Raw genomic sequence first — 24,536 nt, forward strand, 5'->3', positions numbered from 1 at the left:
TTCGAAGAAGATCTCCACGGGTGCTCCTTGAGCGAGGGTGAGCGTACATACACAGAGCCGGACCCCAGCTTACGCGGCCGGGGTCCGGCCCTCCCCACGAGGTCCTCAGCCGAGCAGCTGGCTCTGCAGTGCCACCGTCTGCTGGAAGGGGACGGCCTCGGCGCTGCCCTTGCGGGACTGGACGACCAGGGCGATGACATCACCCACCCGGACGTACGCCTGCCGGACCTGCTCGGCGCCGTACGGCTTCGCCTCGTCGTAGGCGGAACGCGTGATGTCCAGAGGGTCGGCGGCGGTCGGGTAGGCGTCGTCGAACTCGGTCTCGGCCGCGCCGCGCAGCGCGTAGGAGGGGGCGGCGTAGCCGGTGAACTTGCCGTAGACCGCGTTGGCCAGGGTGCCGGTGCCGAACTGGAGCAGGTAGATCCGGGTACGGGTGCCGTCCTCGGTGGTCCAGCCGCGGGCGGCGATGTGCCGCAGGGCGTGATCGGTCAGCACCTGGCCGGCGTCCTCCCGGTCCTCCTCCCCCTCGTACACGGACAGGAAGTCCTTGGTGGCCAGAAAGCCGTCCGTCCCTCGCAACGCCTTGTCGTCCGTCGCGCCCTCGGGCGCGGGCAGCACCAGGGCGCGCAGATCCGCGTAGTGGGCGTCGGCCACGTTGCCGCTGTCGGACGGTCCCGGCTTCCCGGAGGGCAGCGGCGGCAGGGTGATCTGCGGATACGCCCATCGCCCGTCCGACTCCGTGGCCAGTCCCGGAACGTCGGTGCGCTTCATCCCGGTGATCCCGTACGCGGCTGCGGCCCCCACCGCGGCAAAGACGGCAACGGCCACCCCCCACCGCACCCCGACCCACAGGCCCCGCCGCTTCCTGCCGGCGGCAGGGCTTTCGGGTGCGGGGCTTTCGGGGGCGGAGTCCTCAGCGGCAGCGCTGTCGGCGGCCATCGGCTGCTCCGGGGCCGGTGCCTCGGGGGTGTCGGGGGTGGCGGGAGTCTCGGGGGTGGGGCTGGGCTGTGAGGTGTCGGTCATACGGACTGTCCCGGGGCGTCGATGCGGTCGAGTTGGGCTGCCAGGAAGCCGGTGACGTTGTCGGCGTCAAGCGGGCTGGGGCCGCTCGCGGTGGCGCTGACCAGGATGTCCCCGACGTACGCGGAACAGAACGCGCCGTCCAGTTCCTCGTCCTTGCCCTTGGGCGTCAGGAAGCACCGCGCGTCCTTGTGCTCCTTGATCTTCGGCCCCTCGCGGAAGAGGTCGGTGGCGGCGAGGAACTCGCTGAACGAGGTCGCGACGTCCTGCACCGCGGCGCGGTTCTGCATCCGCTGCAGCGTGACGGTGACCGTGAACGTCTGCGTGCTGTCGATCGCCTGGCCGTACGTGGCGACATAGCTGCGCATGGCCATGCCCTGGATCCGCTGTTTGTCGATCAGCTTCTCCATCCGTTCCCGGGTGGACTTGGGCAGTTCCTTGATCGACTCCTTGCGCAAGGCGGTGGCCTGCGCGCCGCTGAGCTCGGTGTCGTTGCCGAACGAGCCCACGTCCGGCCCCGGGAAGTACCCGTCGTTCTCGAACGGCAGAAACAGTGCCCGCAACCCCGTGGCCTGCGATGTCTTCTTCTCTTCGGCGTCCGTGTCCGGGAACTTCCACGTCGGCCTGCCCGGATCGCGGTCGGCGTCCTGGACGGTCACCACCGTGTAGCCGACCCCGCCGACCAGCGCGCACGCCAGCAGCACGGATCCGGCGACGGCGAAGACCCGGCCGTTGCGGCGGACCTTGCGTTCCAGCCGCTCGGCGACCGGCTCGGTCTCGGGTACGGCCACCGTGCCTTCGATGACCTCGGTGTGCTCGGTGTGCTCGGTGTGCTCGGTGTGCTCGGTGTGCTCGGTGTGCTCGCTCACAGCTTGCCCACCTGCCGCTCCGCCAGGTCCATGATCTTCTGCTTGGGGATCGGTCTGCTGTCGTAGAGCCAGATCTCCATGCAGATGTCACCGCGCCAGGCGTGCGCCTCCGCCGCGTACAGGGGGAGGTAGCCCGCCTTGCGCTCGGGGGTGTCATGCACGTACGCCATCCCGTCCCCGGTGCCGGGGAGGGGCCAGCTGCGCGTGTCGTCCGTCTTCTCGGCCCAGTAGACGCCGCTCCCGGCCCACTCGGACGCCCCGATCTTGCTGTCCTCGCGGAACTGCGCGAGGTAGACCCAGGCGCTGAACGTCTCCCCCTCCCGCCACGAGGTCGTGGCGACGCGGCGGAACTCGTCACCGTTGAGGTTGGTGAAGGCGTTCGCGGGCCGGTCGTAGCTCTCGGCGTACTCGGAGATGTCCATCCAGCCCTCGGGAACCTCGGTGTCCCGGACACCCTTGGGGCGGGACACGAGCAGCTTGCGCAGGTCGCCGTCCGTTCTGACCTTGCGGTCCTGTGCCGCCGACAGCGGCTCGACCTCGCCCTTCGCCTGTCCGACGACGGGCTGGGAGAGCGGCGGCAGCGGCGTGGGCTCACGGCCCGCCTGGACGACGTACCCGGTGCAGGTGCCCGCGATCACGCCGAGCACGGCGGCCACGGCGACGGTCAGCACCGCCCGGCCACGACGACGGGGCGCCTCCGCGACGGCCTCGGCCGCCACGGCGTCCCGCGGTGCCTCCACCGTGTCGCTGCCGACCGCCTCCACGTCGCCGATCGCCCCTGCCGACGCCGTTGCCACCTCCGCTGATGCCTCTGCTGACGCCTCTGCCGTTGTCTCTGCTGATACCTCTGCGGGCTCCGAACCCTCGGCCCTTTCCGGACCTTCCACCGCATCCCCCTCAGAACATGGAGCGCGCTTTCCGTCTCGCGCTGCACAGGAGACCCATGGTCAACGCACGGAGTTGTAAGGGAGTTGATTACGATTCGGGCATGGCGAAGAAGCTCGTGATCAAGGTGACGGCGGGGGCCGATGCCCCCGAGCGGTGCTCTCAGGCGTTCACGGTCGCGGCGGTGGCCGTGGCCAGCGGGGTGGACGTCTCGCTGTGGCTGACCGGGGAGTCCGCCTGGTTCGCGCTGCCGGGCCGGGCCGCCGAGTTCGAGCTGCCGCACGCGGCCCCGCTGCCCGACCTGATCGACTCGGTCCTGGCCGGCGGCCGGCTGACCCTGTGCACCCAGTGCGCGGCCCGGCGGGACATCACCGAGAAGGACGTCATCGAGGGCGTCCGGATCGCTGGGGCACAGGTGTTCGTACAGGAGGCGATGGGGGACGAGACGCAGGCGCTCGTCTACTGAGCCTCCTGGGCCGTCTCGGCCCACAGGCAGAAGGGGTGACCGGCCGGGTCGAACAGGACGCGTACGTCGTCCTGCGGCTGGTGCGCGGCGAGTACGGCGCCCTCCGCCACCGCCCGCGCGGTCTCGCTCCCGAGGTCGTCGACCTGGATGTCGAGGTGCAGCATCATCTGCTGGTCGCCGGGGTGGCGGGTGGGCCAGACGGGCGGCACGTAGGCGGGTTCGGTCTGGAAGGACAGCGCCGTGCCCGCGGTGCCGGGCGGAGGGCCGATGAGGACCCAGTGGGGCTCCTCGGTACGGACCTCGTAGCCGAGCAGCCGGAGATAGAAGGCGGCGAGCTCGTGCGCGTCGGGTGCGTCCAGCACCACGGTGGAAAGCCTCGTCGGCGACATGCCCGCCTTCCTACCGCGGGCGTTTCCTGCCGTCCAGTTCGTCCCACCACTCGTCCGACTTGGGGTCGCCCGAGGGGTCGTCCCACCAGCGGTCCTCGGGCCCCCGGCGGTTGGCGACCATCGCGGCGAGCGGCGGGATGACCATGGCGACCAGGCACATCCCGACGGCCACCGGGACCGACCAGATGCGGACGACTCCCCAGGCCAGGACGAACAAGCCGATGCAGGTGCCCATCATGGCGAAGTACACGTGCCGGCGTCGTGCGTACATAGGTTCAGGGTAGGTCCGGGGACGCCGAAGGGCCGCACCCCGTGGGGTGCGGCCCTTCGCGAGCCTTGCTCAGACCGCGATCGCGACCTCCGCGAGGCCACCCTGCTGGGCGACGACCGTGCGGTCCGCGGTGGCGCCGGGGACGAGGGCGCGTACGGTCCAGGTGCCCTCGGCCGCGTAGAAGCGGAACTGTCCGGTGGCGGAGGTCGGGACCTCCGCGGTGAACTCGCCGGTCGAGTCGAGCAGACGGACGTATCCGACCACCGGCTCGCCGTCGCGGGTCACCTGGCCCTGGATCGTGGTCTCACCGGGCTTGATCGTCGAGGCGTCCGGGCCGCCGGCCTTCGCTCCGCACATGTCTTTCTCCATAAGGGGTCTGACCGGAAGGAAGGCCGGTCGGGTTTGCGGGTGTGTTGACTTACTTGTTGGCGCCGAGCTCGATCGGGACGCCGACGAGGCTGCCGTACTCGGTCCAGGAGCCGTCGTAGTTCTTGACGTTCTCGACACCGAGCAGCTCGTGCAGGACGAACCAGGTCAGGGCCGAGCGCTCGCCGATGCGGCAGTAGGCGATGGTGTCCTTGGCCAGGTCGACGCTCTCCTCGGCGTAGAGCTCCTTGAGCTCGTCGTCCGACTTGAAGGTGCCGTCGTCGTTGGCGTTCTTGGACCACGGGATGTTGCGGGCGGACGGGACGTGGCCCGGACGCTGCGACTGCTCCTGCGGCAGGTGCGCGGGGGCCAGCAGCTTGCCGGAGAACTCGTCGGGCGAGCGGACGTCGACCAGGTTCTGCGAGCCGATCGCGGCGACGACGTCGTCACGGAAGGCGCGGATGGAGGTGTCCTGCGGCTTGGCCGTGTACTGGGTGGCCGCGCGCTCGGGGACCTCGGTGCCGTCGACCAGCTCGCGGGCGTCGAGCTCCCACTTCTTGCGGCCGCCGTCGAGGAGCTTGACGTTCTCGTGGCCGTACAGCTTGAAGTACCAGTACGCGTAGGACGCGAACCAGTTGTTGTTGCCGCCGTAGAGGATCACCAGGGTGTCGTTGGCGATGCCCTTCTTCGACAGGAGCTTCTCGAAGCCCTCCTGGTCGATGAAGTCACGACGGACCGGGTCCTGGAGGTCCTTGGTCCAGTCGATCCGGATCGCGTTCTTGATGTGGTTCTTCTCGTAGGCCGACGTGTCCTCGTCCACCTCTACGACGGCGATGTTCTCGTCGTCCAGGTGGTCCTGCAGCCAGTCTGCGTCGACCAGGACGTCGGTGCGGCTCATGCTCGTTCTCCTCCGGGGCAGTTGCGGCGGGGGTGTGCAAGAAAGTGAGGGGTGCGCGGCCGGGTCTCGCCGGCGGCCGACGCACGGATGCCCTCGGATCGAGGGCGCCGGGAGGCGCGGAACGCCGGCGGCGTGCCGCTTCAGACGGTGCGACAGAGCATGGCGGCGACACGGCACAGGTCTACTGCCCGCCGCTTCGTGAGATCCGCCTGTCGCTGCATCATGCGGTCGATCGTAGGGACGGACAGGCGGGCGTGTCACCAGCTGGCCGGATGATGAGACGCGATCGTCCGGATAGTGGGATGAGCAATGCGCCGGAGCCGTTCCCGCACCATCTCCGGGCGCGTGTGCCCACGACCACTTCTACGGTACGGACGGTGGCGTCTCGTCTGACGGACACCGCAGGTCCACAGCCGGACCGGGTCCTACCCGGCCAGCCGCACGTTCGAACCCTTCACCGTGACCTCCACACCGTTCTTCCCCGCCTCGACCTTGTCCAGCCGGATCCCGCCGGGCAGGTCGTCGATCTTCTGCTCGAAGTCGGTGATCGTGCGCACCTCGTTCTCGGCGGCCGTGACCCCGCGGAAGTCGGGCAGCGAGTCGGCGTGCACCCGGACGGTGTCGCCCTCCACGGTGACCGTGCTGAGCACGGAGACGGGCTGCTTCAGCTTGACGCCGAGCACGGTCGCCTCGACGGTCACCTTGATCTTGCCGTTGCCGCCGTCGGAGAGCCCGATGACATTGGCGGTGAGGCCCGGCGTGACCTGGGTCGGCTCGGACTTGGCGGTCTTCAGCAGCTCGTCGTAGGCGATGCTCGCCGTGCCCGTGGCCGAGGCGGCGGTGGCGGAGCTGTAGTCGCCGGAGAAGTCGACGCCCTTCATGTCCGCCTTGAGGTCGTCGAGGCGGATCGTCTGCCCGCTGATGCCGGTGGCCGCCTGGTAGTCCGTGATGCCGACCTCGACGTCGTCCAGGGAGCCGCCGGCGACCTGGGTGAGGAAGGGGAAGCCCTTGATGGACACGTCCGGGGTGCTGTCGAGGCTCTCCGTGGTCCTCAGCTTGTCCGCCACCTCGCCCTCGGCGAAGTGGACGGCGAGCCGGTCCGCCAGGACGAAGAGGCCGCCCAGCACCACGACGACGATCAGCAGTATTCGAAGCGCACGCATTGCCGTTGGTCCCCCGGATGGCCCGACAGTCGGTCTGACGACCCACCGTAACCCTGTGGGGAACGGCGCCCGGGGGATTGTCGATCAGCTGTGACAGACCCTGCCCTACCGCTTACCCGGGCCTGCTCAGCCCAGCGCCCGCCCCAGCACGTACACGGCCGGTGCGGCGGCCGCCAGCGGCAGGGCCACGCCCGCGGTGAAGTGGACAAAGCGGGACGGGTAGTCGTAGCTCGCGACCCGGTGGCCGATCAGCGCGCACACCGCCGCGCCCGCGCCGAGCGCGGCGCCCCCCGTGCCGAGGTCCGTCATCCCGCCGACCGCGATGCCCGCGCCCGTGGCGGCGAGCAGCGACACGACGACGGAGGCCGGGGTCGGCAGCGGCAGCGCGCGGGCCAGGACGGCCACCGCGACGGCCGCGGCGCCCACGGACACCGCGTCGGGGTCGGCGCCGAGGTGCCCGGTGGCGAGGATCGCCAGCGCGGAGGAGGCGACGGTCGCCATCAGGCCGTACATGCGCTCGTCCGGGTCGGCGTGCGAGCGCAGCTGGAGGACCAGACAGAGCAGCACCCACACGCCCAGCGTGCCGAGGATCGCGGCGGGGGCGTTCTCCCGGCCGGCCACGAGCAGCGCGACGTCGGAGACCAGCGCGCCGAGGAAGGCGAGCGCGATGCCCTGCCGGGCCGGCCACATGCCGTTCAGCCGGAACCAGCCCGCGGCCGTCACGGCCTGCAGGACGACGAGCGGGACGAGGAGGGCGTACGAGCCGACGGCCGCCGCGCCGGAGAGGAGCAGGCCGAGGAGCGCGGTGAGCACCGCGGGCTGCATACCGGGCTCGATGATCGGCGAACGGCCCTCCAGCCGGGCCCGCTGGGCGTCGGTGACGCGTGCGTTGCCGGCGAGGGTGGCGGGGCCGTATCCGGCTTCGCCGCCTTGCGGGACCTGGGCCGGGGCGGACGGCTGCTGACCGCCGTAGGCCTGCGGCTGCGGCTGCGGCTGTGCCTGCTGACCGCCGTACGCCTGTGCCTGCGCCTGCTGACCGCCGTACGCCTGTGCCTGCTGCTGCCACTCCGGGGCGGGCTGCTGCCACTGGGGCTCGGCGGGGTCCGCCGCGGTGACCGGCGGCTGGACGCTGGTCTCCCAGGTCTGGCCCTGCCACTGCTGCGTGTACTGGAGCTGGGCGGCCTGCGGGTCGTCGTAGCCCTGCTGCTGCCCGGGCCACCCCTGCTGGTCGTAGCCCTGGTGCGGCTGCTGATACGGCTGCTGGTCGCTCATCGTCACCCTCCTGCGAACGGCGGGAGCACCTCGACCGTGCCGCCGTCGGCCAGCCGTACCGTCTCATGTTCGCGGGTGCCCACGGGATCACCGTCGACGAGGAAGGAGCATCGCCGCAGGACACGCGTGAGTTCACCGGGGTGTCGCGTACGCGCGGCGTCCAGGGCCTCGGCGAGGGTGGCCGCGTCGAACGGCTCCTCGGCGACCCCGGCCGCGGCCTTCGCGGCGGCCCAGTAGCGCACCGTGACCTCTGGCATCTCGTCCCTCAAGTCGTCGTGATCAGTCGTCGTCAGTCGTCATGAGTCGTCGTCGTACTCGTCAGGAGTCAGGCTAGCCCGCCCGCGACGCCGCCCAGTCCCCCATGCGGGCCAGCAGGGCGTCGTCGGCCGCTTGCTCGGCGTGGCCCATGCCCGGCTCCACCCAGAGTTCGCCGTGGTCACCGGCGGCCTCGGCGAGCATCCGGGGGTGGTCCAGGGGGAAGTAGCCGTCGCGGTCGCCGTGCACTATCAGCAGCGGGGTGGGGGCGATCCTGGGGACCGCCTCCGTCGGGGAGAGCGGTACGGGGTCCCAGCCGCGGTGGTGGATACGGGTGCGGAAACCGAAGCGGCCGAGGAGGCGGCCCTCGGGGCGGGTGATCAGCCAGTGCACCCGGCGCATCTGCACGGTGCCCCGGTAGTACCAGCGGGCGGGGGCGCTGACGGAGACCACGGCGCCGACCGTCCCCGTGTGCAGGGCCGCGTGCCGCAGGACCACCGAGCCGCCCATGGAGAAGCCGACCGTCACCACGCGCGCGTGCGGTTCCACCTCACGGGCCCACTCCACCGCCGCCGCCAGGTCGAGCACCTCCCGGTCGCCGACCGTCGAGCGGCCGCCGGAGCGGCCGTGGCCGCGGAAGGAGAAGGTGACGACGGCGCCGTACCGGGCGAGGGCGTCCACCACTCTTCGAACATGAGGACGGTCGACGTCCCCCGTGAAGCCATGGGCCATCACGAACACGAGGTGACCTCCGGGTGGCGCGGAGGAGTCGTATACAGCCGCACTCGGGTCGTATACGGAATCGATGGAAATCCCGTCTGCGGTGGTCAGAAACGTCCGCAATGGTGTGCGGCTGCCCGTCTCGTAGTTCGGACGAACGGTGGAACCCACCACATGACCTGCCGGACTGTTGCTCATGTGGGCTATTCTGCTGGGCAGAGGACTCGGGCAGCGTAGCCCCCGGGTCCTTTTGTGCTTTCGGACGCGTTGTATACGAAACGGGAACCGGGTGGGAAACACCAGGTGACCGCGGGTGTACGGGCCTTCGGGATCGCAGAGCGGTGCCGTACCGCACACAGACGTCCTCGCAGGGACCGAGGAGGAACCAGACGTATGAGTTCTCTGCTGCTCCTGACCAATGCCCTCCAGCCGTCGACGGAGGTGCTTCCAGCCCTGGGCCTGCTGCTGCACAACGTGCGCGTAGCCCCGGCGGAAGGCCCCGCCCTCGTCGACACCCCCGGTGCCGATGTCATCCTCATCGACGGACGCCGTGACCTCCCGCAGGTCCGCAGCCTCTGCCAGCTGCTGCGTTCCACGGGCCCCGGGTGTCCGCTCATCCTCGTCGTCACCGAGGGCGGCCTCGCCGCCGTCACCGCCGACTGGGGCATCGACGACGTCCTTCTCGACACCGCCGGTCCCGCCGAGGTGGAAGCGCGGCTGCGCCTCGCCATGGGCCGGCAGCAGATCGTCAACGACGACTCCCCGATGGAGATCCGCAACGGCGACCTGTCGGTCGACGAGGCGACCTACAGCGCGAAGCTGAAGGGCCGGGTCCTCGACCTCACCTTCAAGGAGTTCGAGCTGCTGAAGTACCTGGCCCAGCACCCCGGCCGGGTGTTCACCCGCGCCCAGCTCCTCCAGGAGGTCTGGGGTTACGACTACTTCGGCGGCACCCGCACGGTCGACGTGCACGTACGACGACTGCGCGCCAAGCTCGGCCCGGAGCACGAGTCGCTGATCGGCACCGTCCGGAACGTGGGTTATCGATTCGTTACGCCCGAGAAGGGCGAGCGCGCCACGGACGAGACGAAGACCAAGCCCGAGCAGGCAAAACCGGTGGAAGCAGACAACTCGGCCCTCCTGGACGCCGATGAGGTCGCGGCGGAGGCCTAGTACTCACCGGTAGCCGTCGGTCACCCCCGATCCCCGCTGTGCGGAGACGTCGTCTCCGCACAGGGAAGGTGACGTACGCCCTGCCCAGAGCTGGGTCCATCCGCGTAGACTCCGCGCGTGGCCAAGGTGACCAGGGACGATGTGGCGCGGCTGGCGGGGACCTCCACCGCCGTCGTCAGCTATGTCATCAACAACGGACCCCGGCCGGTTGCCCCGGCCACGCGCGAGCGTGTCCTCGCCGCGATCAAGGAGCTGGGGTACCGGCCCGACCGGGTCGCCCAGGCGATGGCCTCACGGCGCACGGACCTGATAGGCCTGATCATCCCGGACGCCCGCCAGCCCTTCTTCGGGGAGATGGCGCACGCGGTCGAGCAGGCCGCCTCCGAACGCGGAAAGATGGTCCTGGTCGGCAACACCGACTACGTCGCCGAGCGCGAGGTGCACTATCTGCGCGCCTTCCTCGGGATGCGCGTATCCGGCCTCATCCTCGTCAGCCATGCGCTGAACGACCTGGCCGCCGCCGAGATCGAGGCCTGGGACGCCCGGGTGGTGCTGCTCCACGAACGGCCCGAGGCCATCGACGACGTCGCCGTCGTCACCGACGACCTGGGCGGCGCCCGGCTCGCCGTCGGTCACCTCCTGGAGCACGGCTACGCGTACGTCGCCTGTATGGGCGGCACCGCCGAGACGCCCGCCGTCGGCGACCCCGTCTCCGACCACGTCGAAGGCTGGCGGCAGGCCATGGCCGAGGCCGGCGTCAGCACCGAGGGCCGGCTGTTCGAGGCGCCGTACAACCGCTACGACGCGTATCGCGTGGCTCTGGAGCTACTCTCCGGCCCCCGGCGTCCGCCGGCGGTCTTCTGCTCCACCGACGACCAGGCGATCGGTCTGCTGCGCGCGGCCCGCGAGCTGCGCATCGACGTGCCCGGCGAGCTGGCGGTCATCGGGTTCGACGACATCAAGGAGGCCGCGCTCGCCGATCCGCCCATGACGACCGTCGCGTCCGACCGCTCGGCGATGGCCCGGGCGGCCGTGGACCTGGTGCTGGACGACGGGGTGCGGGTCACGGGGTCGCGGCGCGAGCGCCTGAAGGTGTTCCCTTCGCAGCTGGTGCTGCGGCGGTCGTGCGGCTGCGCATGAAAGCTGTCTGAGAGGCCGCCCCGAACGCGCGGATCGTTCTTTATATCGGGCGAACGAGGTTCTGGCGGCCTTCTCAGGGAGCACTCAGCGAGCTCTCATGGTCGAGGGACAAGCTTCTTCCATGACCGAGAGCATCCGCCGCAGCGGCGAGTACGAGAGCTTCGAGAACCCCTACTTCCAGGGCGCGCAGCAGCAGGCCTCTTCTCCCGTCAACCCGGAGTGGCCGCCCCCGCCGGCGTACCAGCCGGTCGCGCAGACCGCCCAGACCGCGCAGCAGCCGGTGGTCGAGCCGACCGCGGTGTGGCAGACGGCGCCCGGCGCGGGCGACGGCCACGGCGGCGGATCCGGCCCCGAGGCACCGGTGGCCGCCGAACCCGCCCCCAGGAAGAAGCGCACCCGCGGCCCCCTCGCGCTGCTCGCCGCCGTGGCGATCGTCGCGGCGGCCATAGGCGGCGGCACGGCGTACGGCATCCAGGAGCTGACCGGCAAGGACCAGGTGGTCTCCTCCTCCACCACGACCAGTGTGGTGCCGTCCAGCAAGACCGGTGACGTCGCCTCGATCGCCGCGGCGGTCAGCCCGAGCGTCGTCGAGATCAGCGCCACCCTCAGCAACGGGTCCTCCACCGGCTCCGGTGTGATCATCACCAGCGACGGCGAGATCGTCACCAACAACCACGTCATCTCCGGCGCCACCTCGATCAAGGTGTCGACCAGCGACGGCAAGACGTACACCGCGAAGGTCGTCGGCACCGACAGCAAGAAGGACCTCGCGCTGATCAAGCTGGAGAACGCCTCCGGCCTGAATCCCGCGACCCTCGGCAACTCCGACGGCGTCCAGGTCGGCGACGAGGTCGTCGCGATCGGCTCCCCCGAAGGCCTGACCGGCACCGTGACCAGCGGCATCGTCTCCGCCCTCAACCGGGACGTGACCGTCTCGACCGACGAGAGCCAGCAGCAGCAACAGCAGCAGGGCGACGGCAGCGGCAACTGGCCGTTCCAGTTCGGCGGCCAGCAGTTCAACGGCGACACCGGCACGTCCACCACGACCTACAAGGCGATCCAGACGGACGCCTCGCTCAACCCCGGCAACTCCGGCGGCGCGCTGATCGACGCGAGCGGCAACATCGTCGGCATCAACTCCGCGATGTACTCCTCCGCCTCCGCGTCCTCCTCCTCGGACGCGGGCAGCATCGGCCTCGGCTTCGCCATCCCGATCAACACCGTCAAGTCCGACCTGGCCAGCCTGCGGGCCGGCGGTTCCGACAGCTGACCATCCACCGAACGCGTAGGGAGCACGTCATGATCAAGCAGGTTTCGCACACGGTGACCGGTGTCGGCGCGGCCGACCTCGCCCTGGCCCTCGACGTGGCGTACGAGCTGCACGCGCCGGTGGTCCCGACCCGGGCACCCGAGGTGGCGGCCCCGCAGCTGATGGGGCTGCGCACCACCGCGACCCGCCCGCACCAGCGCAAGGTCCCGCTGAACCGCCTCACGGCGATGCGCGGCTGATCTCACCCCGCCCTCCTCTCTACGCGTCAGCCGGGAGACATGCGAGGCTGAAAGCCTTCACAGCCCGCCCGACTCTCCCGCCCTTCCCACCGCACCCGAGGATCCAGCCCATGAGCCCCGCCGAAGGCGACCGTGACACCCAGCGCATCCTGATCGTCGACGACGAGCCGGCGGTCCGCGAAGCACTCCAGCGCAGCCTCGCCTTCGAGGGCTACGACACGGAGGTCGCCGTCGACGGCGCCGACGCCCTGGAGAAGGCCACGGCCTACCGCCCCGACCTGGTGGTCCTCGACATCCAGATGCCCCGCATGGACGGCCTGACGGCGGCGCGCCGCATCCGCGGGGCCGGCGACACGACCCCGATCCTCATGCTCACCGCCCGCGACACCGTCGGCGACCGGGTCACCGGGCTCGACGCGGGCGCCGACGACTACCTGGTCAAGCCGTTCGAGCTGGACGAGCTGTTCGCCCGCGTACGGGCCCTGCTGCGGCGCAGCTCCTACGCGGCGGCGGCCGGCGCGGCCGCGGTGGAGGAGGACGAGGCCCTCACCTTCGCCGACCTGCGCATGGACCTCGCCACGCGGGAGGTGACGCGCGGCGGACGCCCGGTGGAGCTGACCCGCACCGAGTTCACGTTGCTGGAGATGTTCATGGCGCATCCCCGCCAGGTCCTCACCCGAGAGCAGATCCTGAAGGCGGTCTGGGGCTTCGACTTCGAGCCGTCCTCCAACTCCCTGGACGTGTACGTGATGTACCTCCGCCGCAAGACCGAGGCGGCCGGCGAGCCGCGCCTCGTGCACACCGTGCGGGGCGTGGGGTATGTGCTGCGACAGGGCGGCGCGGAGTGAAGAAGCTGCTCCGGCGGTTCAGGACCCTCCCGATTCGGGCCCGCCTCTCGATGCTGGTCGCCGCCGCTGTGGCGTTCGCGGTGGCGGCGGTGTCGGTGACCTGTTGGTTCATCGTGCAGGGGAAGCTGTACGACCAACTGGACGAGGACCTCGAGAAGGCGGCGAGGCCTCAGCAGGCCCAGGCGGTCGCAGCCACCCTCAGCGACTGCCCTCAGACCCCCGTGGACACCTTCGGCGACTTCCGGATCCGGGACGAGGTCTACCTCCAGCTGGTGCAGGCGAATGGCAAGGCCTGCGTCTCCTCGAACTCCATGGGCCGCATCAAGACGACGGACTCCGACAAGAACGTGGTCAAGAACGTGAGCAGCAGAAAGGGGATCCTGCGCAACGGCACCGATGCGGACGGCAACGCCGTACGGGTGCTGACCACGCCCTTGTACGTCTCTCAGGGCATGGGCTCCGGGCCCCAGTTGTTCACGGAGGCAGCCCTCACCGTCGCGGTCCCCCTCAAAGGCACCCAGTCCACCCTCAACGAACTCGCCCTGATCCTGCTCCTCGTCTCGGGTGTCGGAGTGCTCGGAGCCGGAGCCGCAGGCCTCGCCGTGGCTCGAGCAGGCCTCCGCCCCGTCGACAAGCTCACCGAGGCCGTCGAGCACGTCGCCCGCACCGAAGACCTGAGCATCCGCATCCCCGTCGAGGACGACGCCGACGACGAAGTCGCCCGGCTCTCCCGCTCCTTCAACTCGATGACCGGGTCCCTCGCCAACTCCCGCGAGCTCCAGCAGCAGCTGATCGCGGACGCCGGACATGAGCTGCGTACGCCCCTGACCTCGCTGCGCACGAACATCGAGCTCCTCACCCGCAGCGAGGAGACCGGCCGCCCGATCCCCGCCGCCGACCGCAAGGCGCTGCTCGCGTCGGTGAAGGCGCAGATGACGGAGCTGGCGTCGCTCATCGGCGACCTCCAGGAGCTGTCCCGCTCGGAGGGCCAGCGCGGCGAACGCGTCCAGGTCGTCTCCCTGGAGGACACCGTCGAGTCGGCCCTGCGCAGGGCCCGGCTGCGCGGCCCGGAGCTGACGATCAACGCGTCCATCGAGCCCTGGTACACCCGCGCGGAACCGGCGGCGCTGGAGCGCGCGGTGGTCAACATCCTCGACAACGCGGTGAAGTTCAGCCCCGAGGGCGGCACGATCGACGTCCAGCTCACCAGCGGTGTGCTGACGGTCCGCGACCACGGCCCCGGCATCCCCGAGAGCGAACTCCCCCACGTCTTCGACCGCTTCTGGCGCTCCCCCAGCGCCCGCGCCCTCCCCGGCTCGGGCCTCGGCCTCTCCATCGTGGCCCGCACGGTCGAACAGTCCGGCGGTGATGTCACCCTGGCCCGCGCCCACGGCGGCGGCACGGTGGCGACGGTCCGGCTCCCGGGAGCGCCGACGCCTCCGCCGGAGACGCCGGAGGCGCCGTAGCGGGGCGGCGGATCAGTGGAAGCCGAGCATTCCGGGGGAGTCGATGTCGACGGTGGCCACACCCGGCGGGTAGGCGTCCTCTCGAGTCGTCAGCAGGATCGACATCCCGGTGAACTCGGCGCGTGGCAGCGCGCAGTACAGGGCGTGGCAGATGTCGGCCCCGCCGTAGCCGTCCCGGATCATGGTGCCGACGGTGACCGAGGAGATCGTGTCGAGGGGGTCGACGACGATCGAGGAGTACGAGAGCACTCGCTGCGCGGCACCCGCGTCCTCCGACTCCGTCCGCAGGAGACAGAGAGCGGGAATCCGCAGGAGGTCACCCGGGGTGCGGGCCATGTTGCCGGCGAGGAGGTTGAGCGTCCTGTGCCCCTCGGCGAGGGCACGGGTGGCGCCGGTGTCCAGAATGATCACCCGGCGGCGCCCCGCGCGAGACGTGCCTTCTCGGCGGCGATGCGTTTGATGTTGCCGAGCACATCGGGCGCCCGCTCGAACTCCTCGTCGGTGATGTCCACGCCGATCACCTCTCTCGCGACCTGCCGGTCGGCCATCAACCGCTCCGTGATCTGCCCCGCCGTGAGCTGCTGAGCAGCGAGTTCCTCGACGAGCTGCCCCAGGGTCATCCCGCGGTCCTTGGCCACCTGCGCGAGATGGTCCCGGGCCGCCCGGGACACCTGGATGGTCGTGTGATCTGCCATGGCGTCACCATAGCCATACCACAGCGCACCGCATCGGGCCTTTCCGGACCACTTCGCCCGATCGTGGCAACCTTCCCGCCCCCGGCAACGACTACCGATCGCCCTCAGCCCACAACTGACCGGATCGGAGTCCCCCTTGACCACGCGGACCCCCCGCCACCGCAGGCACCGCAAGATGGCCGCGATCGGCATCCCCCTCGCTCTCGGCGCCGCCGGCGTCCTCGCCTACGGCGGTCTGCCTGGTACCGACGGCCAGTCGCGGGCCTCCGCCGCGACCGCCGCCCCCGCCTGGGCCACCGCCACGGCCGACGGCTTCGCCTCCGTCGACGCGCTCGGGCAGAACGGGACGTACGGCGGCCGGGACGGCAGGACCGTCACCGTGAAGACCCTCGCCGATCTGGAGAAGTACGCGACCGCGAGCGAGCCGTACGTCATCGTCGTCGCGGCCGCCATCGACATGGACCCGGTCGGGAAGGAGATCAAGGTCCAGTCGAACAAGACCATCATCGGGTCCGGTACCAGCGGGCAGATCGTCGGCGGCGGCTTCTTCCTCGGCCAGGGCGTCCACAACGTGATCATCCGGAACCTCACCATCCGGGACGCGTACCAGGGCGTCTGGAACGACAAGGAGCACGACTACGACGGCATCCAGATGGACGGCGCCCACCATGTGTGGATCGACCACAACGACATCCGGCACATGGCCGACGGGCTGATAGACAGCCGCAAGGACACCACCTACCTGACCGTCTCCTGGAACAAGCTCAGCCAGGAGAACAAGGCCTTCGGCATCGGCTGGACCGACAACGTCACCGCCGACATCACCATCCACCACAACTGGATCCGCGAGACCGAGCAGCGCAACCCCTCCACGGACAACGTCGCCCACGCGCACCTCTACAACAACTTCCTGGAGGACGTGGCCGGGACGGACATCAAGTCGTCGTACGGGAACTACTCGCGCGGCAGGACCAACATGCTGCTGGAGAACTCCTACTTCCAGGGCCTCACCAACCCGGTCGTCAGGGACAGCACCGCGACCCTCGTCCAGCGCGGGAACGTCTTCTCCGGTACGACCGGCAAGAACGAGAGCGGGGGTACCGGCGCCGCCTGGGACCCGAAGACGTACTACTCCTACACGCTGGACAAGACGGCCGATGTCCCCGCTCTCCTCAGGTCGGGCGTGGGGCCCCGCAGTTCCCTGGGCACGACCGCGACGACCACGACGACCGCGACGACCAAGGCGGCCGCCACGACGCTCACCGTCGCCGCCGACGGCAGCGGCCAGTACAGGACCGTCCAGGCCGCCGTGGACGCCGTACCGGCGAACAACCCCTCCAGGGTCGTCATCTCCGTGAAGCCCGGGACGTATCGCGAGGTCGTGAAGGTGCCCGCGAACAAGCCGCACGTCACCATCCAGGGCTCTGGCGGCAGCCGCAAGGACACGACGATCGTGTACGGCAACGCGGCCGGGATGACCAAGCCCGACGGGTCGGGGACCTACGGCACCCCTGGCAGCGCCACCCTCTCCGTCCAGTCGGACGACTCCCAGGTCCGCAACCTCACCGTCACCAACGACTTCGACGAGTCGAAGCACCAGGACATCGCGAACCAGGCGGTCGCGCTGCTGACGCAGGCCGACCGGATCGTCCTCGACGGGGTGATCGTGAACGGCGACCAGGACACCCTGGAGCTGGAGACCGCCGCCAAGGACAAGCTCGGCCGGGTCTACATCGCCAACTCCTACGTCGCCGGCAACGTCGACTTCGTCTTCGGGCGGGCGACGGTCGTCGTCGACAAGTCCGTCATCACGCTGAAGAAGCGGTGGAACGGAACCTCGGCGGGCTATGTGACCGCCCCCAGCACCCCCGCCGGCCGCAGGGGCATCCTCATCAACCGCTCCTCGATCGGCGGTGACGTGTCCGCGGCCTCCTTCTTCCTCGGCCGCAACTGGCACCCGGGCGGGGACACGACCGTCGACCCGCAGACCACCGTCCGCAACTCCACCCTCGGCGCGGCGGTCAAGTCGACCCCCTGGTCGGACATGGGCGGCTTCTCCTGGAAGGACGACCGTTTCGCCGAGTACCAGAACACCGGGGCGGGCGCGGGCGCCGCGAGCGCGAACCGGCCCCAGCTGACCGCCGCCCAGGCCGCGGACCAGGAGGTCGCGGACTGGCTGGGCGACTGGACGCCCTCGGCGGGGTGATCCCGGCATCCTGATCCCAGCCCACCCACACCCCTGTGCCAGCCTGGCCACAGCCCCCCGCCCCACCGTGAGGGGATGGTGAATGAACTGGTGAGTGAACGGGTGACGGGGACCGGGGCGGGGGCGGCGGGGCGGATCCTGCTCGCCGACGACGACGTGGACATCCGGGAGAGCGTCGGCAGGCTGCTGCGGTTCGAGGGCTACGAGACCGTCCTCGCCGATGACGGCCGCCTCGCCCTGGCTCTCCTCGACAGCGCCCCCGACCTGGTCCTCATGGACGTCACCATGCCCGGCCTGGACGGTCTGGCCGCGACCCGCCGCATCCGGGCCTCCGGCAGCACGGTCCCGATCCTCATGATCACCGGCCGGGACGCCGTCGGCGACCGCATCGTCGCCCTCGACAACGGCGCCGACGACTACCTGATGAAACCGTTCGCCGTGGAGGAACTCCTCGCCCGGGTGCGGGCCCTGCTCCGTCGTGCCACCCGCCGCACTCCCCCGCCCGCCGGGCCGGCCGCCCCCGGCCTGCTCACCTTCCACGACGTCGCCATGGACCCGGTCGGCCGCACGGTCACCCGGGCCGGCCGCCTACTGGACCTCACCCGCACCGAGTACGCCCTCCTGGAGTACCTCCTGCGCCACCCGGCCAAGGCCCTCAGCCGCGGCCAGATCCTCCGCGACGTCTGGGGCTTCGACTTCGAACCGTCCTCCAACACCCTCGACGTCTATGTGATGTACCTGCGCCGGAAACTGGAGATCCAGGGCGGTCCGCGCCTCATCCAGACGGTCCGTGGGCTGGGATACATGCTGCGGAGGAACTGACCCGGCCGGTCACAGCCTCAACACCAGGGTGTCCTCCGCCGGGCGGCTCGGTGCCCAGGGCTCGGTCAGCCGGATGTAGGCGGGGCAGCGGCCCATCAGTTCGTCGTGGGTGCCGGCGTCCACCAGCCGGCCCCCGTCGACCACGAGGATCCGGTCCGCGTCGCGGGCGAGGCTGAGATCGTGAGTGATCATGATCGTCGTGCGGCCGGACATCAGGCGGCGCAGCGGCTGCACGATCTGCCGGGCGGCCACCGAGTCGAGGCCGGCGGTGGGTTCGTCGAGGACGAGCACCGGGGCCGCGCGGAGCATCGCGCGGGCGATGGCGATGCGCTGGAGCTGACCGCCGGAGAGGGCGGCCGTGCCGGGGGCGACGGGGGTGTCGTAGCCCTCGGGGAGGGCGGTGACGAAGTCATGGGCCGCGGCGGCGCGGGCCGCCTGCTCGATCTCCGTGTCCGACGCGCCGGGGCGGCCGCACGCGATGTTCTCCCGGATCGTGCCGTTCAGGACGAGCGTCTGCTGCGGGAGCAGCGCGACGTTCTCGCGGAGGAACTCCAGCGGTACGTCGGTGAGGGGGACGCCGTCCAGGCTGATCGTGCCCGCGCCGGGGTCGTAGAAGCGGGTGAGGAGTTTGGAGAGGGTGGACTTGCCGGCTCCGCTCGCGCCCGTGACCAGGACCAGTTCGCCGGGTCCCGCGGTGAAGGTGACGTTCTGGAGGGAGGGGCGGGGGGCCTCGGGGTAGGTGAAGGTGACGCCGTGGAAGCCGACCCAGCCCCGGACCGGCCAGCCCGGGACCGGGCGCGCGGGGTCCCGGACCGCCGGCTGCGCGTCCAGGATCTCGGCGATGCGGTCCGCGCCCGCCGTGGCCGCGGTGACCGTCAGGCCGAGCTGGCCGAGGCTGCGGACCGGGGGGTAGAGGTAACCGATGAAGGCGGCGAAGGCGAGCAGTGAGCCGAGGGTCATCCGGCCCGCCGAGATCTCCCAGACGCCCAGGCCGATCACCGCGAGGACGCAGAGGGTCTCCACCACCTCGACGAACTGCTCGTACATCTCGCTCAGCCGCGCCCCCCGCACACTCGCCCGCATCCAGGCCCGCGCCTCCCGGTCCAGGCGCCTTTCCTCGTCGCGGCGGCGGTTGTACGCCTGCGTCAGGACGACGTTGCCGAGGGCTTCCTCGACGACGGAGGTGATCGCGCCGTCGGCGACCCGTTCGTCCTGCGAGGCCTGCTTGATCCGGCCGGAGAAGCGGCGGGCGGCGAGGAGGAAGAGGGGCGCGAGGAGGAAGGTGGCGAGGGCCAGGTCCCAGCGGAGGTACAGGGCGGCGGCCGCGTAGAAGACCGCCGAGAAGGCTGCCGAGATGGTGCCCACCACGCCTGACACGACCAGCTGTTCGATCGCTTCCACGTCTCCGGTGAGGCGTTCCACCAGGTCGCCGCGGCGGTGCCGCTGGAAGAAGTGCGGTGGCAGGTCCTGGACATGGGCGAACGCTCTCGCGCGCAGCCGCAGGACGAAACGTTCCGCCGTCCAGGTCGCCAGCGAGTTGCCCAGATAGCCGACGAGCGCGCCCAGCGCGGCCACGGCCAGCCAGGCGCCGGCGGGGCCCCAGAAGGCGGCGAGCGAGCCGGCCTTCAGGGCGTTGTCGGTGAGCTGGGCGAACAGCAGGATCGAGGCGGTCTCGGCCAGCGCGGACACCACCACGCAGGCCACGATCGCCAGCATCCACCTCCGGTCGCCGCGGGTCAGCGGCCAGAAACGGCGGAAGGCCTCACGGGCTTCCCTCATCGTCGACGACTCCTTCCGGTACCGGTACATGGCCGAGGCGGGGCCGCCGGTGGATCCGGTGGCCCCGCCTCGTGGCGTTCCCTCAGCCCTTGTGCGCGACCGGGCGGCGCTTCGGGGCGGCCTTCGGTGCGGCCTTCTTCTTGGCGGCGGGCTTCGGGGCGGACTTGCAGTTCTTCTTGGCGACCGGCGCGATCTTACGGAAGCTCATGGGAATTGCCTTTCTGTTTATGGGTGCTGGTTAGGTGTTGGTTATGTGCTGCTGTGAATTACGCGTCAGTCCTTATGGGACACCGGGCGGCGCTTGGGAGCGGGCTTCGGGGCGGCCTTCTTCTTGGCGACCGGCTTCGGAGCGTGCTTGGGGGCCTTCTTGACGGGGGCGATCTTGTGGAAGCTCATGGTGTTCTCCGTTCGAGATGTTCGCGCTCTTCGCTTTCGCGTCGTTCGCTGCTGACATGGAAAACATTACGGGACACCGGAAGAAGAAAAAGCCGATTCCGCTTAGACCTCGATGAATTACGGCTGAGACAAGTTTTCAGACGGATAGGGGAACCAATCGGGGACTCACACAGGTTTTAAATACGACGAAGGCCGCCGCGTCGGTGACGCGGCGGCCTCGCTGTGACGCGGTGTCGTGGGCTACTGCACGATCGTGATCCGGTTCGCCACCGGCGGGGCGATCGGGTTCGCGGCCGAGGAGTTGGCCGTCAGGTACTGCTCCAGTGCGGCGAGGTCGTCGGTGCCGACCAGGTCGTTCGTGCCCTGGCCCAGGGTGGTGAAGCCGTCGCCGCCGCCCGCGAGGAAGCTGTTCGTCGCGATGCGGTAGGTGGCGGCCGGGTCGACGGCCGCGCCGTTCACCCTGACGGAGTCGGTGACGACCCGGTCGGCGCCGGTCTTCGTCAGGTCCAGGGTGTACGTCAGGTTCGCGGACGGCTGGAGGATCTTCGGCGCGCTCGCGTTGGACCCGCTCACCTGCTCCTTGAGCACCTGGATCAGCTGGGCGCCGGTGAAGTCCTGCAGGTTCACGGTGTTGGAGAACGGCTGCACGGTGAAGCCCTCGGCGTACGTGACCACACCGTCACCCTCGTCGCCCTTGGCCGCGTAGGTGAGGCCGGCCCGGACACCGCCCGGGTTCATCAGCGCGAGGTCGGTCCCGGCGTCGAGGCCCTTGCCGTACGCCAGTTGCGCGTCCGCGATCAGGTCACCCATCGGGGACTCGGTGCCCGTGTTGGGGATGTCGGCCGAGATGTGGCCGATGGCACGGTTGCCGACGGGGGCGGCCAGCGTGTTCCACTTGCCGATCAGCTCGGTCATGTCGGGCGCCTTGGCGACGGTCCGCGTGACCACGTGGTTCACCGACTGCGGCGACTTCACGGCCGTCCGCGCGATGTCACCGGTGAAGCGGTCGTACGTCAGCGTGGTGTCCGTGTAGAGCCGGCCGAAGGACGCGGCCGAGGTGACCATGCGCGGGTTGCCCGCCGGGTCCGGGATGGTGCACACGTACGCGGCGTGCGTGTGACCGGTGACGAGGGCGTCCACCGACGGGGAGATGTTCTTCGCGATGTCGACGATCGGACCGGAGATGCCGCCGCCCGCGCCCGGGGAGTCGCAGTTGTAGTTGTAGGCGCCCGAGGCCGGCAGACCACCCTCGTGGATCAGCGCCACGATCGACTTCACGCCCTGCTTCTGCAGCTCCTTGGCGTACTTGTTGATCGTCTCGACCTCGTCCTTGAACTTCAGGCCCTTGACGCCCTCGGCGGAGACGACACCCGGGGTGTCCTCCAGCGTCACCCCGATGAAGCCGATCTTGACGTCCTTCTTCTTCCAGACGTAGTACGGCTTGAGGATCGGCTTGCCGGTCTTCTCGTCCAGGACGTTCGCCGCCAGGTAGGGGAAGTCGGCGCCCTTGAACTTCTTGTCCGTGTAGCAGCCGGCCGTCGGGTGACAGCCGCCGTTCTGCAGCCGGGCCAGTTCCTTCGCGCCCTCGTCGAACTCGTGGTTGCCGACGGAGGTCACGTCCAGGTCCAGCTTGTTCAGCGCCTCGATGGTGGGCTCGTCGTGGAACAGGCCCGAGATCAGCGGAGAGGCACCGACCATGTCACCGCCGGCCGCGGTGATCGAGTACTTGTTGCCCTTGCGGGCCTCCCGCAGATGGGTCGCGAGGTACTCGACCCCACCCGCGTCGATCGTCTTCGTCGTACCGTCCGCCTGCAGCTCGGTGACCCGGCCGGACGAACCGGACGGCGGCTCGAGGTTGCCGTGCAGATCGTTGAAGGACAGCAGCTGCACGTCCTGGTAACGGCTCGGCAGCGGCTTTCCGTGCCGCCCGTCGTGCGCGTCCGCCGGGAGGGCGGCGGCCAGCGCGCCCGCGGTGGCGAGCGTGGCGGCGGCCGCGACCAGTCGGTACGTACGACGTCTGCGGCTCGGATACGGCTGGGATGTGGCTGGCATGCGCCCCCCTGGAATCGGCTGAGATGAGTGGCTGTCGGCTGACGTAGGTGGCTTCCGTCCGGCGTGCAGCCTAAGGTCAACGCGCGTAGCGCGACAGGGGGTTCACGGTTACATCCTGGTTTCCCTTTACCCTCCGCTTTGCCCCCACTTTGCGGCACCCGACCCTTACCCTCGTACGCATGACCAGCGACGACATCGCACGGCCCCACGGCTCCCGATCCCTCGAGACCCTCTCATCGCTCTCCCCCGAACAGACCGATGCCGTCCTCGACCTGCTCGCGGAGGCCGCCCGGACGGACGGTCAGCAGGCGGTGTCCGAACAAGGCCGGCTCCAACTGCGCGGCGGCGCCCGGGAGGGCGTCTCCCACCTGGTCCTCACCGTCGACGGGGAACTCGTCGGCTACGCCCAGCTGGAGGACACCGACCCCGTCGAGGCGCCCGCCGCCGAACTGGTCGTCCACCCCTCCCACCGAGGCCACGGACACGGCCGCGCCCTCGGCTCCGCCCTGCTCGCCGTGTCCGGCAAGCGGCTGCGGGTGTGGGCCCACGGCGGCCACTCCGCCGCCCGCCACCTCGCCCAGGTCCTGGGCCTCACCCTGTTCCGCGAACTGCGCCAGATGCGGCGGTCCTTGACCGACCTCGAGCTGCCCGAACCGGTGCTGCCCGAGGGCGTCACCGTCCGCGCCTTCGTCCCCGGCCAGGACGACGCCGCCTGGCTGGCCGTCAACGCCGCCGCCTTCGCCCACCACCCCGAGCAGGGTTCCCTGGCGCAGCGCGACCTCGACGACCGCAAGGCCGAGCCCTGGTTCGACCCCGCCGGCTTCTTCCTCGCCTTCCGCGGGGAGCAGCTCATCGGCTTCCACTGGACCAAGGTCCACGCCGAGGAACAGCTCGGCGAGGTCTACGTCCTCGGCGTGGCCCCCGGCGTCCAGGGGGGCGGCCTCGGCAAGTCCCTCACCACGATCGGCCTCCGGCATCTCGCGGGGCAGGGCCTGCCCACCGCGATGCTGTACGTGGACGCCGACAACAAGGCGGCGGTGTCGGTGTACGAGCGGCTCGGCTTCGTCACCCATGAGACGGACCTGATGTACCGCACGGAGACATGAGGTTCGTGTCGGGTGACCGGTCGTCGAGGCGGCCGTCCCTCGGGGCCGCCGCCCCCGGACCCCCGCTTCGGCCCTGAACGGGCCTCTCCTCAGACTCCCCCGGAGGCGGTGCCCCCGGACAGGCTGGAAGTGCGTGACCGGCGTCGCAGGGGTTCCGGGGTCCATGCCACGCAGACCGTCAGGGTCACTGCCAGGACCGCCGCCCATCTCAGCTGCGTCTCCTGCCACCACGGGTCGGTCGGTGTGGCCAGCAGGCCCCAGCGGTTCGGGGTCAGGATGGCCAGGGCTGCCGCGGTGCCCAGCCAGAGCGCCGAGCTCCTGCCCACCTCCGCGCTGTCCGTGAAGCGGACGGCGACCGTGGCCAGGGCGAGGGCGAGGGCGGCCATCGCCGCGAACTCCAGGGTGGGCCGGCCCGGTTGCGGACGGGTGGCGGGCGGGAGGAGAAGGACCGCCGTCAACCACCACACGGCGGCGAGCGGGGCGGTGAGGGCCAGCCGCAGGGCGGCGCGTGCCGAGCGGCCGACCGGCGTGACCGAGCTGGTGTTGCGGGCGGGGTCGTCCAGGAGGAAGGCCAGACCGAGCGCGCCGGCGAAAGCGACGAAACGCAGGACCAGCAGACCCAGCTCCTCGTCGGGCGCTCTGCCCGGGAGGCGGGTGCTGCCCGCGAGCAGCAGGCCCAGTCCGCCGGCGGTGGCCAGCGCCCGCCGGGGCAGCGTGCGCCACACCGGCCGCACCAGTGAGCCGAACAGGACTCTCATCGTTCGCCTTCC

The 24,536-nt window shown here is 70.4% G+C and carries 29 protein-coding genes; 10 read left to right on the forward strand and 19 right to left on the reverse strand.

The genetic code is table 11. From position 1 onward, the window contains the following. Positions 1-105: 105 nt before the first annotated feature. From ABT057_RS35500 to ABT057_RS35510, 3 genes are read right to left on the reverse strand one after another with little or no spacing between them, the layout of a single operon-like run. Complete coding sequence (locus ABT057_RS35500) at positions 106-1,023, reverse strand: hypothetical protein (protein WP_352347992.1); 918 nt, start codon at positions 1,021-1,023, stop codon at positions 106-108. Next, complete coding sequence (locus ABT057_RS35505; RefSeq protein WP_352347993.1) at positions 1,020-1,889, reverse strand: hypothetical protein; 870 nt, start codon at positions 1,887-1,889, stop codon at positions 1,020-1,022. Before ABT057_RS35505 ends, ABT057_RS35500 begins: the two co-directional genes overlap by 4 nt. Continuing rightward, complete coding sequence (locus tag ABT057_RS35510) at positions 1,886-2,686, reverse strand: hypothetical protein (RefSeq protein WP_352347994.1); 801 nt, start codon at positions 2,684-2,686, stop codon at positions 1,886-1,888. Before ABT057_RS35510 ends, ABT057_RS35505 begins: the two co-directional genes overlap by 4 nt. 191 nt (positions 2,687-2,877) lie before the next feature. Between ABT057_RS35510 and ABT057_RS35515 the strand changes: the two genes are divergently transcribed. Beyond that, positions 2,878-3,240: a DsrE family protein gene (locus tag ABT057_RS35515; RefSeq protein WP_352347995.1), complete on the forward strand. Its 363-nt coding sequence runs from the start codon at positions 2,878-2,880 to the stop codon at positions 3,238-3,240. Here the strand turns inward: ABT057_RS35515 and ABT057_RS35520 are convergent. The 9 genes from ABT057_RS35520 to ABT057_RS35560 all read right to left on the reverse strand — a co-directional run bounded on the left by ABT057_RS35520 (position 3,234) and on the right by ABT057_RS35560 (position 8,772). Next, positions 3,234-3,629 carry a VOC family protein gene (locus ABT057_RS35520; RefSeq protein WP_352347996.1) on the reverse strand — a complete coding sequence of 132 codons (396 nt, stop codon included), beginning with the start codon at positions 3,627-3,629 and terminating at the stop codon, positions 3,234-3,236. The genes ABT057_RS35515 and ABT057_RS35520 overlap by 7 nt on opposite strands. A 10-nt stretch (positions 3,630-3,639) precedes the next feature. Continuing rightward, entirely contained in the window at positions 3,640-3,900 is a 261-nt protein-coding gene (locus ABT057_RS35525; protein WP_352347997.1) for a DUF3099 domain-containing protein, read from the reverse strand. Positions 3,901-3,969: 69 nt separating this feature from the next. Beyond that, entirely contained in the window at positions 3,970-4,257 is a 288-nt protein-coding gene (locus ABT057_RS35530; RefSeq protein ID WP_020122955.1) for a DUF1416 domain-containing protein, read from the reverse strand. A 61-nt stretch (positions 4,258-4,318) separates the two neighbouring features. Further along, a complete protein-coding gene (locus ABT057_RS35535; protein ID WP_352347998.1) occupies positions 4,319-5,164 on the reverse strand; it encodes a sulfurtransferase in 846 nt (281 codons plus the stop codon). Between the two features lie 140 nt (positions 5,165-5,304). Continuing rightward, on the reverse strand, positions 5,305-5,388 hold the full coding sequence (locus ABT057_RS35540) for a putative leader peptide (RefSeq protein ID WP_352348054.1): 84 nt from the start codon (positions 5,386-5,388) through the stop codon (positions 5,305-5,307). 201 nt (positions 5,389-5,589) lie between these two features. Continuing rightward, positions 5,590-6,327 (reverse strand): LmeA family phospholipid-binding protein, encoded by a 738-nt coding sequence (locus ABT057_RS35545; RefSeq protein WP_352347999.1) that lies wholly within the window; start codon positions 6,325-6,327, stop codon positions 5,590-5,592. Between the two features lie 126 nt (positions 6,328-6,453). Beyond that, positions 6,454-7,599, reverse strand: a complete 1,146-nt coding sequence (locus tag ABT057_RS35550) for a hypothetical protein (protein WP_352348000.1) — start codon at positions 7,597-7,599, stop codon at positions 6,454-6,456. A 2-nt stretch (positions 7,600-7,601) separates the two neighbouring features. After that, positions 7,602-7,856, reverse strand: coding sequence for a MoaD/ThiS family protein (locus ABT057_RS35555; protein WP_352348001.1), 255 nt, complete (start codon positions 7,854-7,856; stop codon positions 7,602-7,604). A 73-nt stretch (positions 7,857-7,929) separates the two neighbouring features. Next, entirely contained in the window at positions 7,930-8,772 is an 843-nt protein-coding gene (locus tag ABT057_RS35560) for an alpha/beta hydrolase (protein WP_352348002.1), read from the reverse strand. 195 nt (positions 8,773-8,967) lie between these two features. Here ABT057_RS35560 and ABT057_RS35565 point away from each other — a divergent pair, with 195 nt between their 5' ends. From ABT057_RS35565 to ABT057_RS35590, 6 genes are all read left to right on the forward strand, one after another. Next, positions 8,968-9,747 (forward strand): response regulator transcription factor, encoded by a 780-nt coding sequence (locus ABT057_RS35565; protein WP_352348003.1) that lies wholly within the window; start codon positions 8,968-8,970, stop codon positions 9,745-9,747. 117 nt (positions 9,748-9,864) lie between these two features. Next, positions 9,865-10,887: a LacI family DNA-binding transcriptional regulator gene (locus ABT057_RS35570; protein ID WP_352348004.1), complete on the forward strand. Its 1,023-nt coding sequence runs from the start codon at positions 9,865-9,867 to the stop codon at positions 10,885-10,887. A 121-nt stretch (positions 10,888-11,008) separates the two neighbouring features. Further along, the gene (locus ABT057_RS35575; RefSeq protein ID WP_352348005.1) at positions 11,009-12,157 is read left to right on the forward strand and encodes a S1C family serine protease; all 1,149 of its coding nucleotides are present in this window, start codon (positions 11,009-11,011) and stop codon (positions 12,155-12,157) included. Positions 12,158-12,186: 29 nt separating this feature from the next. Beyond that, a complete protein-coding gene (locus ABT057_RS35580; RefSeq protein WP_352348006.1) occupies positions 12,187-12,396 on the forward strand; it encodes a hypothetical protein in 210 nt (69 codons plus the stop codon). Positions 12,397-12,506: 110 nt separating this feature from the next. Further along, positions 12,507-13,244, forward strand: coding sequence for a response regulator transcription factor (locus ABT057_RS35585; RefSeq protein WP_352348007.1), 738 nt, complete (start codon positions 12,507-12,509; stop codon positions 13,242-13,244). Then, positions 13,241-14,710 carry a HAMP domain-containing sensor histidine kinase gene (locus ABT057_RS35590; RefSeq protein WP_352348008.1) on the forward strand — a complete coding sequence of 490 codons (1,470 nt, stop codon included), beginning with the start codon at positions 13,241-13,243 and terminating at the stop codon, positions 14,708-14,710. Before ABT057_RS35585 ends, ABT057_RS35590 begins: the two co-directional genes overlap by 4 nt. A 12-nt stretch (positions 14,711-14,722) precedes the next feature. Here the strand turns inward: ABT057_RS35590 and ABT057_RS35595 are convergent, their stop codons facing one another. Both ABT057_RS35595 and ABT057_RS35600 read right to left on the reverse strand, forming a co-directional pair. Beyond that, positions 14,723-15,121, reverse strand: coding sequence for a PIN domain-containing protein (locus ABT057_RS35595; protein WP_352348009.1), 399 nt, complete (start codon positions 15,119-15,121; stop codon positions 14,723-14,725). Next, entirely contained in the window at positions 15,118-15,405 is a 288-nt protein-coding gene (locus tag ABT057_RS35600) for a hypothetical protein (protein ID WP_352348010.1), read from the reverse strand. Before ABT057_RS35600 ends, ABT057_RS35595 begins: the two co-directional genes overlap by 4 nt. A 175-nt stretch (positions 15,406-15,580) precedes the next feature. Here ABT057_RS35600 and ABT057_RS35605 point away from each other — a divergent pair, with 175 nt between their 5' ends. Together ABT057_RS35605 and ABT057_RS35610 are read left to right on the forward strand one after the other, a co-directional pair. Next, a complete protein-coding gene (locus ABT057_RS35605; RefSeq protein ID WP_352348055.1) occupies positions 15,581-17,611 on the forward strand; it encodes a pectinesterase family protein in 2,031 nt (676 codons plus the stop codon). A gap of 75 nt (positions 17,612-17,686) precedes the next feature. Further along, positions 17,687-18,433 carry a response regulator transcription factor gene (locus ABT057_RS35610; protein ID WP_352348011.1) on the forward strand — a complete coding sequence of 249 codons (747 nt, stop codon included), beginning with the start codon at positions 17,687-17,689 and terminating at the stop codon, positions 18,431-18,433. 9 nt (positions 18,434-18,442) lie between these two features. On the opposite strand, the gene ABT057_RS35615 is transcribed toward ABT057_RS35610, so the two are convergent. The 4 genes from ABT057_RS35615 to ABT057_RS35630 all read right to left on the reverse strand — a co-directional run bounded on the left by ABT057_RS35615 (position 18,443) and on the right by ABT057_RS35630 (position 22,660). Continuing rightward, entirely contained in the window at positions 18,443-20,212 is a 1,770-nt protein-coding gene (locus ABT057_RS35615) for an ABC transporter ATP-binding protein (RefSeq protein ID WP_352348012.1), read from the reverse strand. 82 nt (positions 20,213-20,294) lie between these two features. Next, positions 20,295-20,420: a hypothetical protein gene (locus ABT057_RS35620; RefSeq protein ID WP_352348013.1), complete on the reverse strand. Its 126-nt coding sequence runs from the start codon at positions 20,418-20,420 to the stop codon at positions 20,295-20,297. 65 nt (positions 20,421-20,485) lie between these two features. Then, the gene (locus ABT057_RS35625) at positions 20,486-20,608 is read right to left on the reverse strand and encodes a hypothetical protein (protein ID WP_352348014.1); all 123 of its coding nucleotides are present in this window, start codon (positions 20,606-20,608) and stop codon (positions 20,486-20,488) included. Positions 20,609-20,848: 240 nt separating this feature from the next. Next, complete coding sequence (locus tag ABT057_RS35630; protein WP_352348015.1) at positions 20,849-22,660, reverse strand: bifunctional metallophosphatase/5'-nucleotidase; 1,812 nt, start codon at positions 22,658-22,660, stop codon at positions 20,849-20,851. Positions 22,661-22,839: 179 nt separating this feature from the next. Between ABT057_RS35630 and mshD the strand changes: the two genes are divergently transcribed. Continuing rightward, a complete protein-coding gene (gene mshD, locus ABT057_RS35635; protein ID WP_352348016.1) occupies positions 22,840-23,766 on the forward strand; it encodes a mycothiol synthase in 927 nt (308 codons plus the stop codon). 89 nt (positions 23,767-23,855) lie between these two features. On the opposite strand, the gene ABT057_RS35640 is transcribed toward mshD, so the two are convergent. Continuing rightward, positions 23,856-24,524 (reverse strand): ABC transporter, encoded by a 669-nt coding sequence (locus ABT057_RS35640; RefSeq protein WP_352348017.1) that lies wholly within the window; start codon positions 24,522-24,524, stop codon positions 23,856-23,858. Between the last annotated feature and the right edge of the window lie 12 nt (positions 24,525-24,536).

It is taken from the genome of Streptomyces sp. NPDC002588, assembly GCF_040295925.1.
Taxonomy (GTDB): Bacteria; Actinomycetota; Actinomycetes; order Streptomycetales; family Streptomycetaceae; genus Streptomyces.

What these genes read in the sequence shown, in the direction of transcription:
- ABT057_RS35560 (WP_352348002.1), bottom strand. Translation starts at nt 8,772, where the DNA reads ATGAGCAACAGTCCGGCAGGTCATGTGGTGGGTTCCACCGTTCGTCCG.
- ABT057_RS35585 (WP_352348007.1), top strand. Translation starts at nt 12,507, where the DNA reads ATGAGCCCCGCCGAAGGCGACCGTGACACCCAGCGCATCCTGATCGTC.
- ABT057_RS35525 (WP_352347997.1), bottom strand. Translation starts at nt 3,900, where the DNA reads ATGTACGCACGACGCCGGCACGTGTACTTCGCCATGATGGGCACCTGC.
- ABT057_RS35530 (WP_020122955.1), bottom strand. Translation starts at nt 4,257, where the DNA reads ATGTGCGGAGCGAAGGCCGGCGGCCCGGACGCCTCGACGATCAAGCCC.
- ABT057_RS35545 (WP_352347999.1), bottom strand. Translation starts at nt 6,327, where the DNA reads ATGCGTGCGCTTCGAATACTGCTGATCGTCGTCGTGGTGCTGGGCGGC.
- ABT057_RS35535 (WP_352347998.1), bottom strand. Translation starts at nt 5,164, where the DNA reads ATGAGCCGCACCGACGTCCTGGTCGACGCAGACTGGCTGCAGGACCAC.
- ABT057_RS35640 (WP_352348017.1), bottom strand. Translation starts at nt 24,524, where the DNA reads ATGAGAGTCCTGTTCGGCTCACTGGTGCGGCCGGTGTGGCGCACGCTG.
- ABT057_RS35520 (WP_352347996.1), bottom strand. Translation starts at nt 3,629, where the DNA reads ATGTCGCCGACGAGGCTTTCCACCGTGGTGCTGGACGCACCCGACGCG.
- ABT057_RS35615 (WP_352348012.1), bottom strand. Translation starts at nt 20,212, where the DNA reads ATGAGGGAAGCCCGTGAGGCCTTCCGCCGTTTCTGGCCGCTGACCCGC.
- ABT057_RS35540 (WP_352348054.1), bottom strand. Translation starts at nt 5,388, where the DNA reads ATGATGCAGCGACAGGCGGATCTCACGAAGCGGCGGGCAGTAGACCTG.
- ABT057_RS35575 (WP_352348005.1), top strand. Translation starts at nt 11,009, where the DNA reads ATGACCGAGAGCATCCGCCGCAGCGGCGAGTACGAGAGCTTCGAGAAC.
- mshD (WP_352348016.1), top strand. Translation starts at nt 22,840, where the DNA reads ATGACCAGCGACGACATCGCACGGCCCCACGGCTCCCGATCCCTCGAG.
- ABT057_RS35630 (WP_352348015.1), bottom strand. Translation starts at nt 22,660, where the DNA reads ATGCCAGCCACATCCCAGCCGTATCCGAGCCGCAGACGTCGTACGTAC.
- ABT057_RS35625 (WP_352348014.1), bottom strand. Translation starts at nt 20,608, where the DNA reads ATGAGCTTCCACAAGATCGCCCCCGTCAAGAAGGCCCCCAAGCACGCT.
- ABT057_RS35555 (WP_352348001.1), bottom strand. Translation starts at nt 7,856, where the DNA reads ATGCCAGAGGTCACGGTGCGCTACTGGGCCGCCGCGAAGGCCGCGGCC.
- ABT057_RS35605 (WP_352348055.1), top strand. Translation starts at nt 15,581, where the DNA reads ATGGCCGCGATCGGCATCCCCCTCGCTCTCGGCGCCGCCGGCGTCCTC.
- ABT057_RS35580 (WP_352348006.1), top strand. Translation starts at nt 12,187, where the DNA reads ATGATCAAGCAGGTTTCGCACACGGTGACCGGTGTCGGCGCGGCCGAC.
- ABT057_RS35550 (WP_352348000.1), bottom strand. Translation starts at nt 7,599, where the DNA reads ATGAGCGACCAGCAGCCGTATCAGCAGCCGCACCAGGGCTACGACCAG.
- ABT057_RS35600 (WP_352348010.1), bottom strand. Translation starts at nt 15,405, where the DNA reads ATGGCAGATCACACGACCATCCAGGTGTCCCGGGCGGCCCGGGACCAT.
- ABT057_RS35565 (WP_352348003.1), top strand. Translation starts at nt 8,968, where the DNA reads ATGAGTTCTCTGCTGCTCCTGACCAATGCCCTCCAGCCGTCGACGGAG.
- ABT057_RS35515 (WP_352347995.1), top strand. Translation starts at nt 2,878, where the DNA reads ATGGCGAAGAAGCTCGTGATCAAGGTGACGGCGGGGGCCGATGCCCCC.
- ABT057_RS35620 (WP_352348013.1), bottom strand. Translation starts at nt 20,420, where the DNA reads ATGAGCTTCCGTAAGATCGCGCCGGTCGCCAAGAAGAACTGCAAGTCC.
- ABT057_RS35500 (WP_352347992.1), bottom strand. Translation starts at nt 1,023, where the DNA reads ATGACCGACACCTCACAGCCCAGCCCCACCCCCGAGACTCCCGCCACC.
- ABT057_RS35610 (WP_352348011.1), top strand. Translation starts at nt 17,687, where the DNA reads ATGGTGAATGAACTGGTGAGTGAACGGGTGACGGGGACCGGGGCGGGG.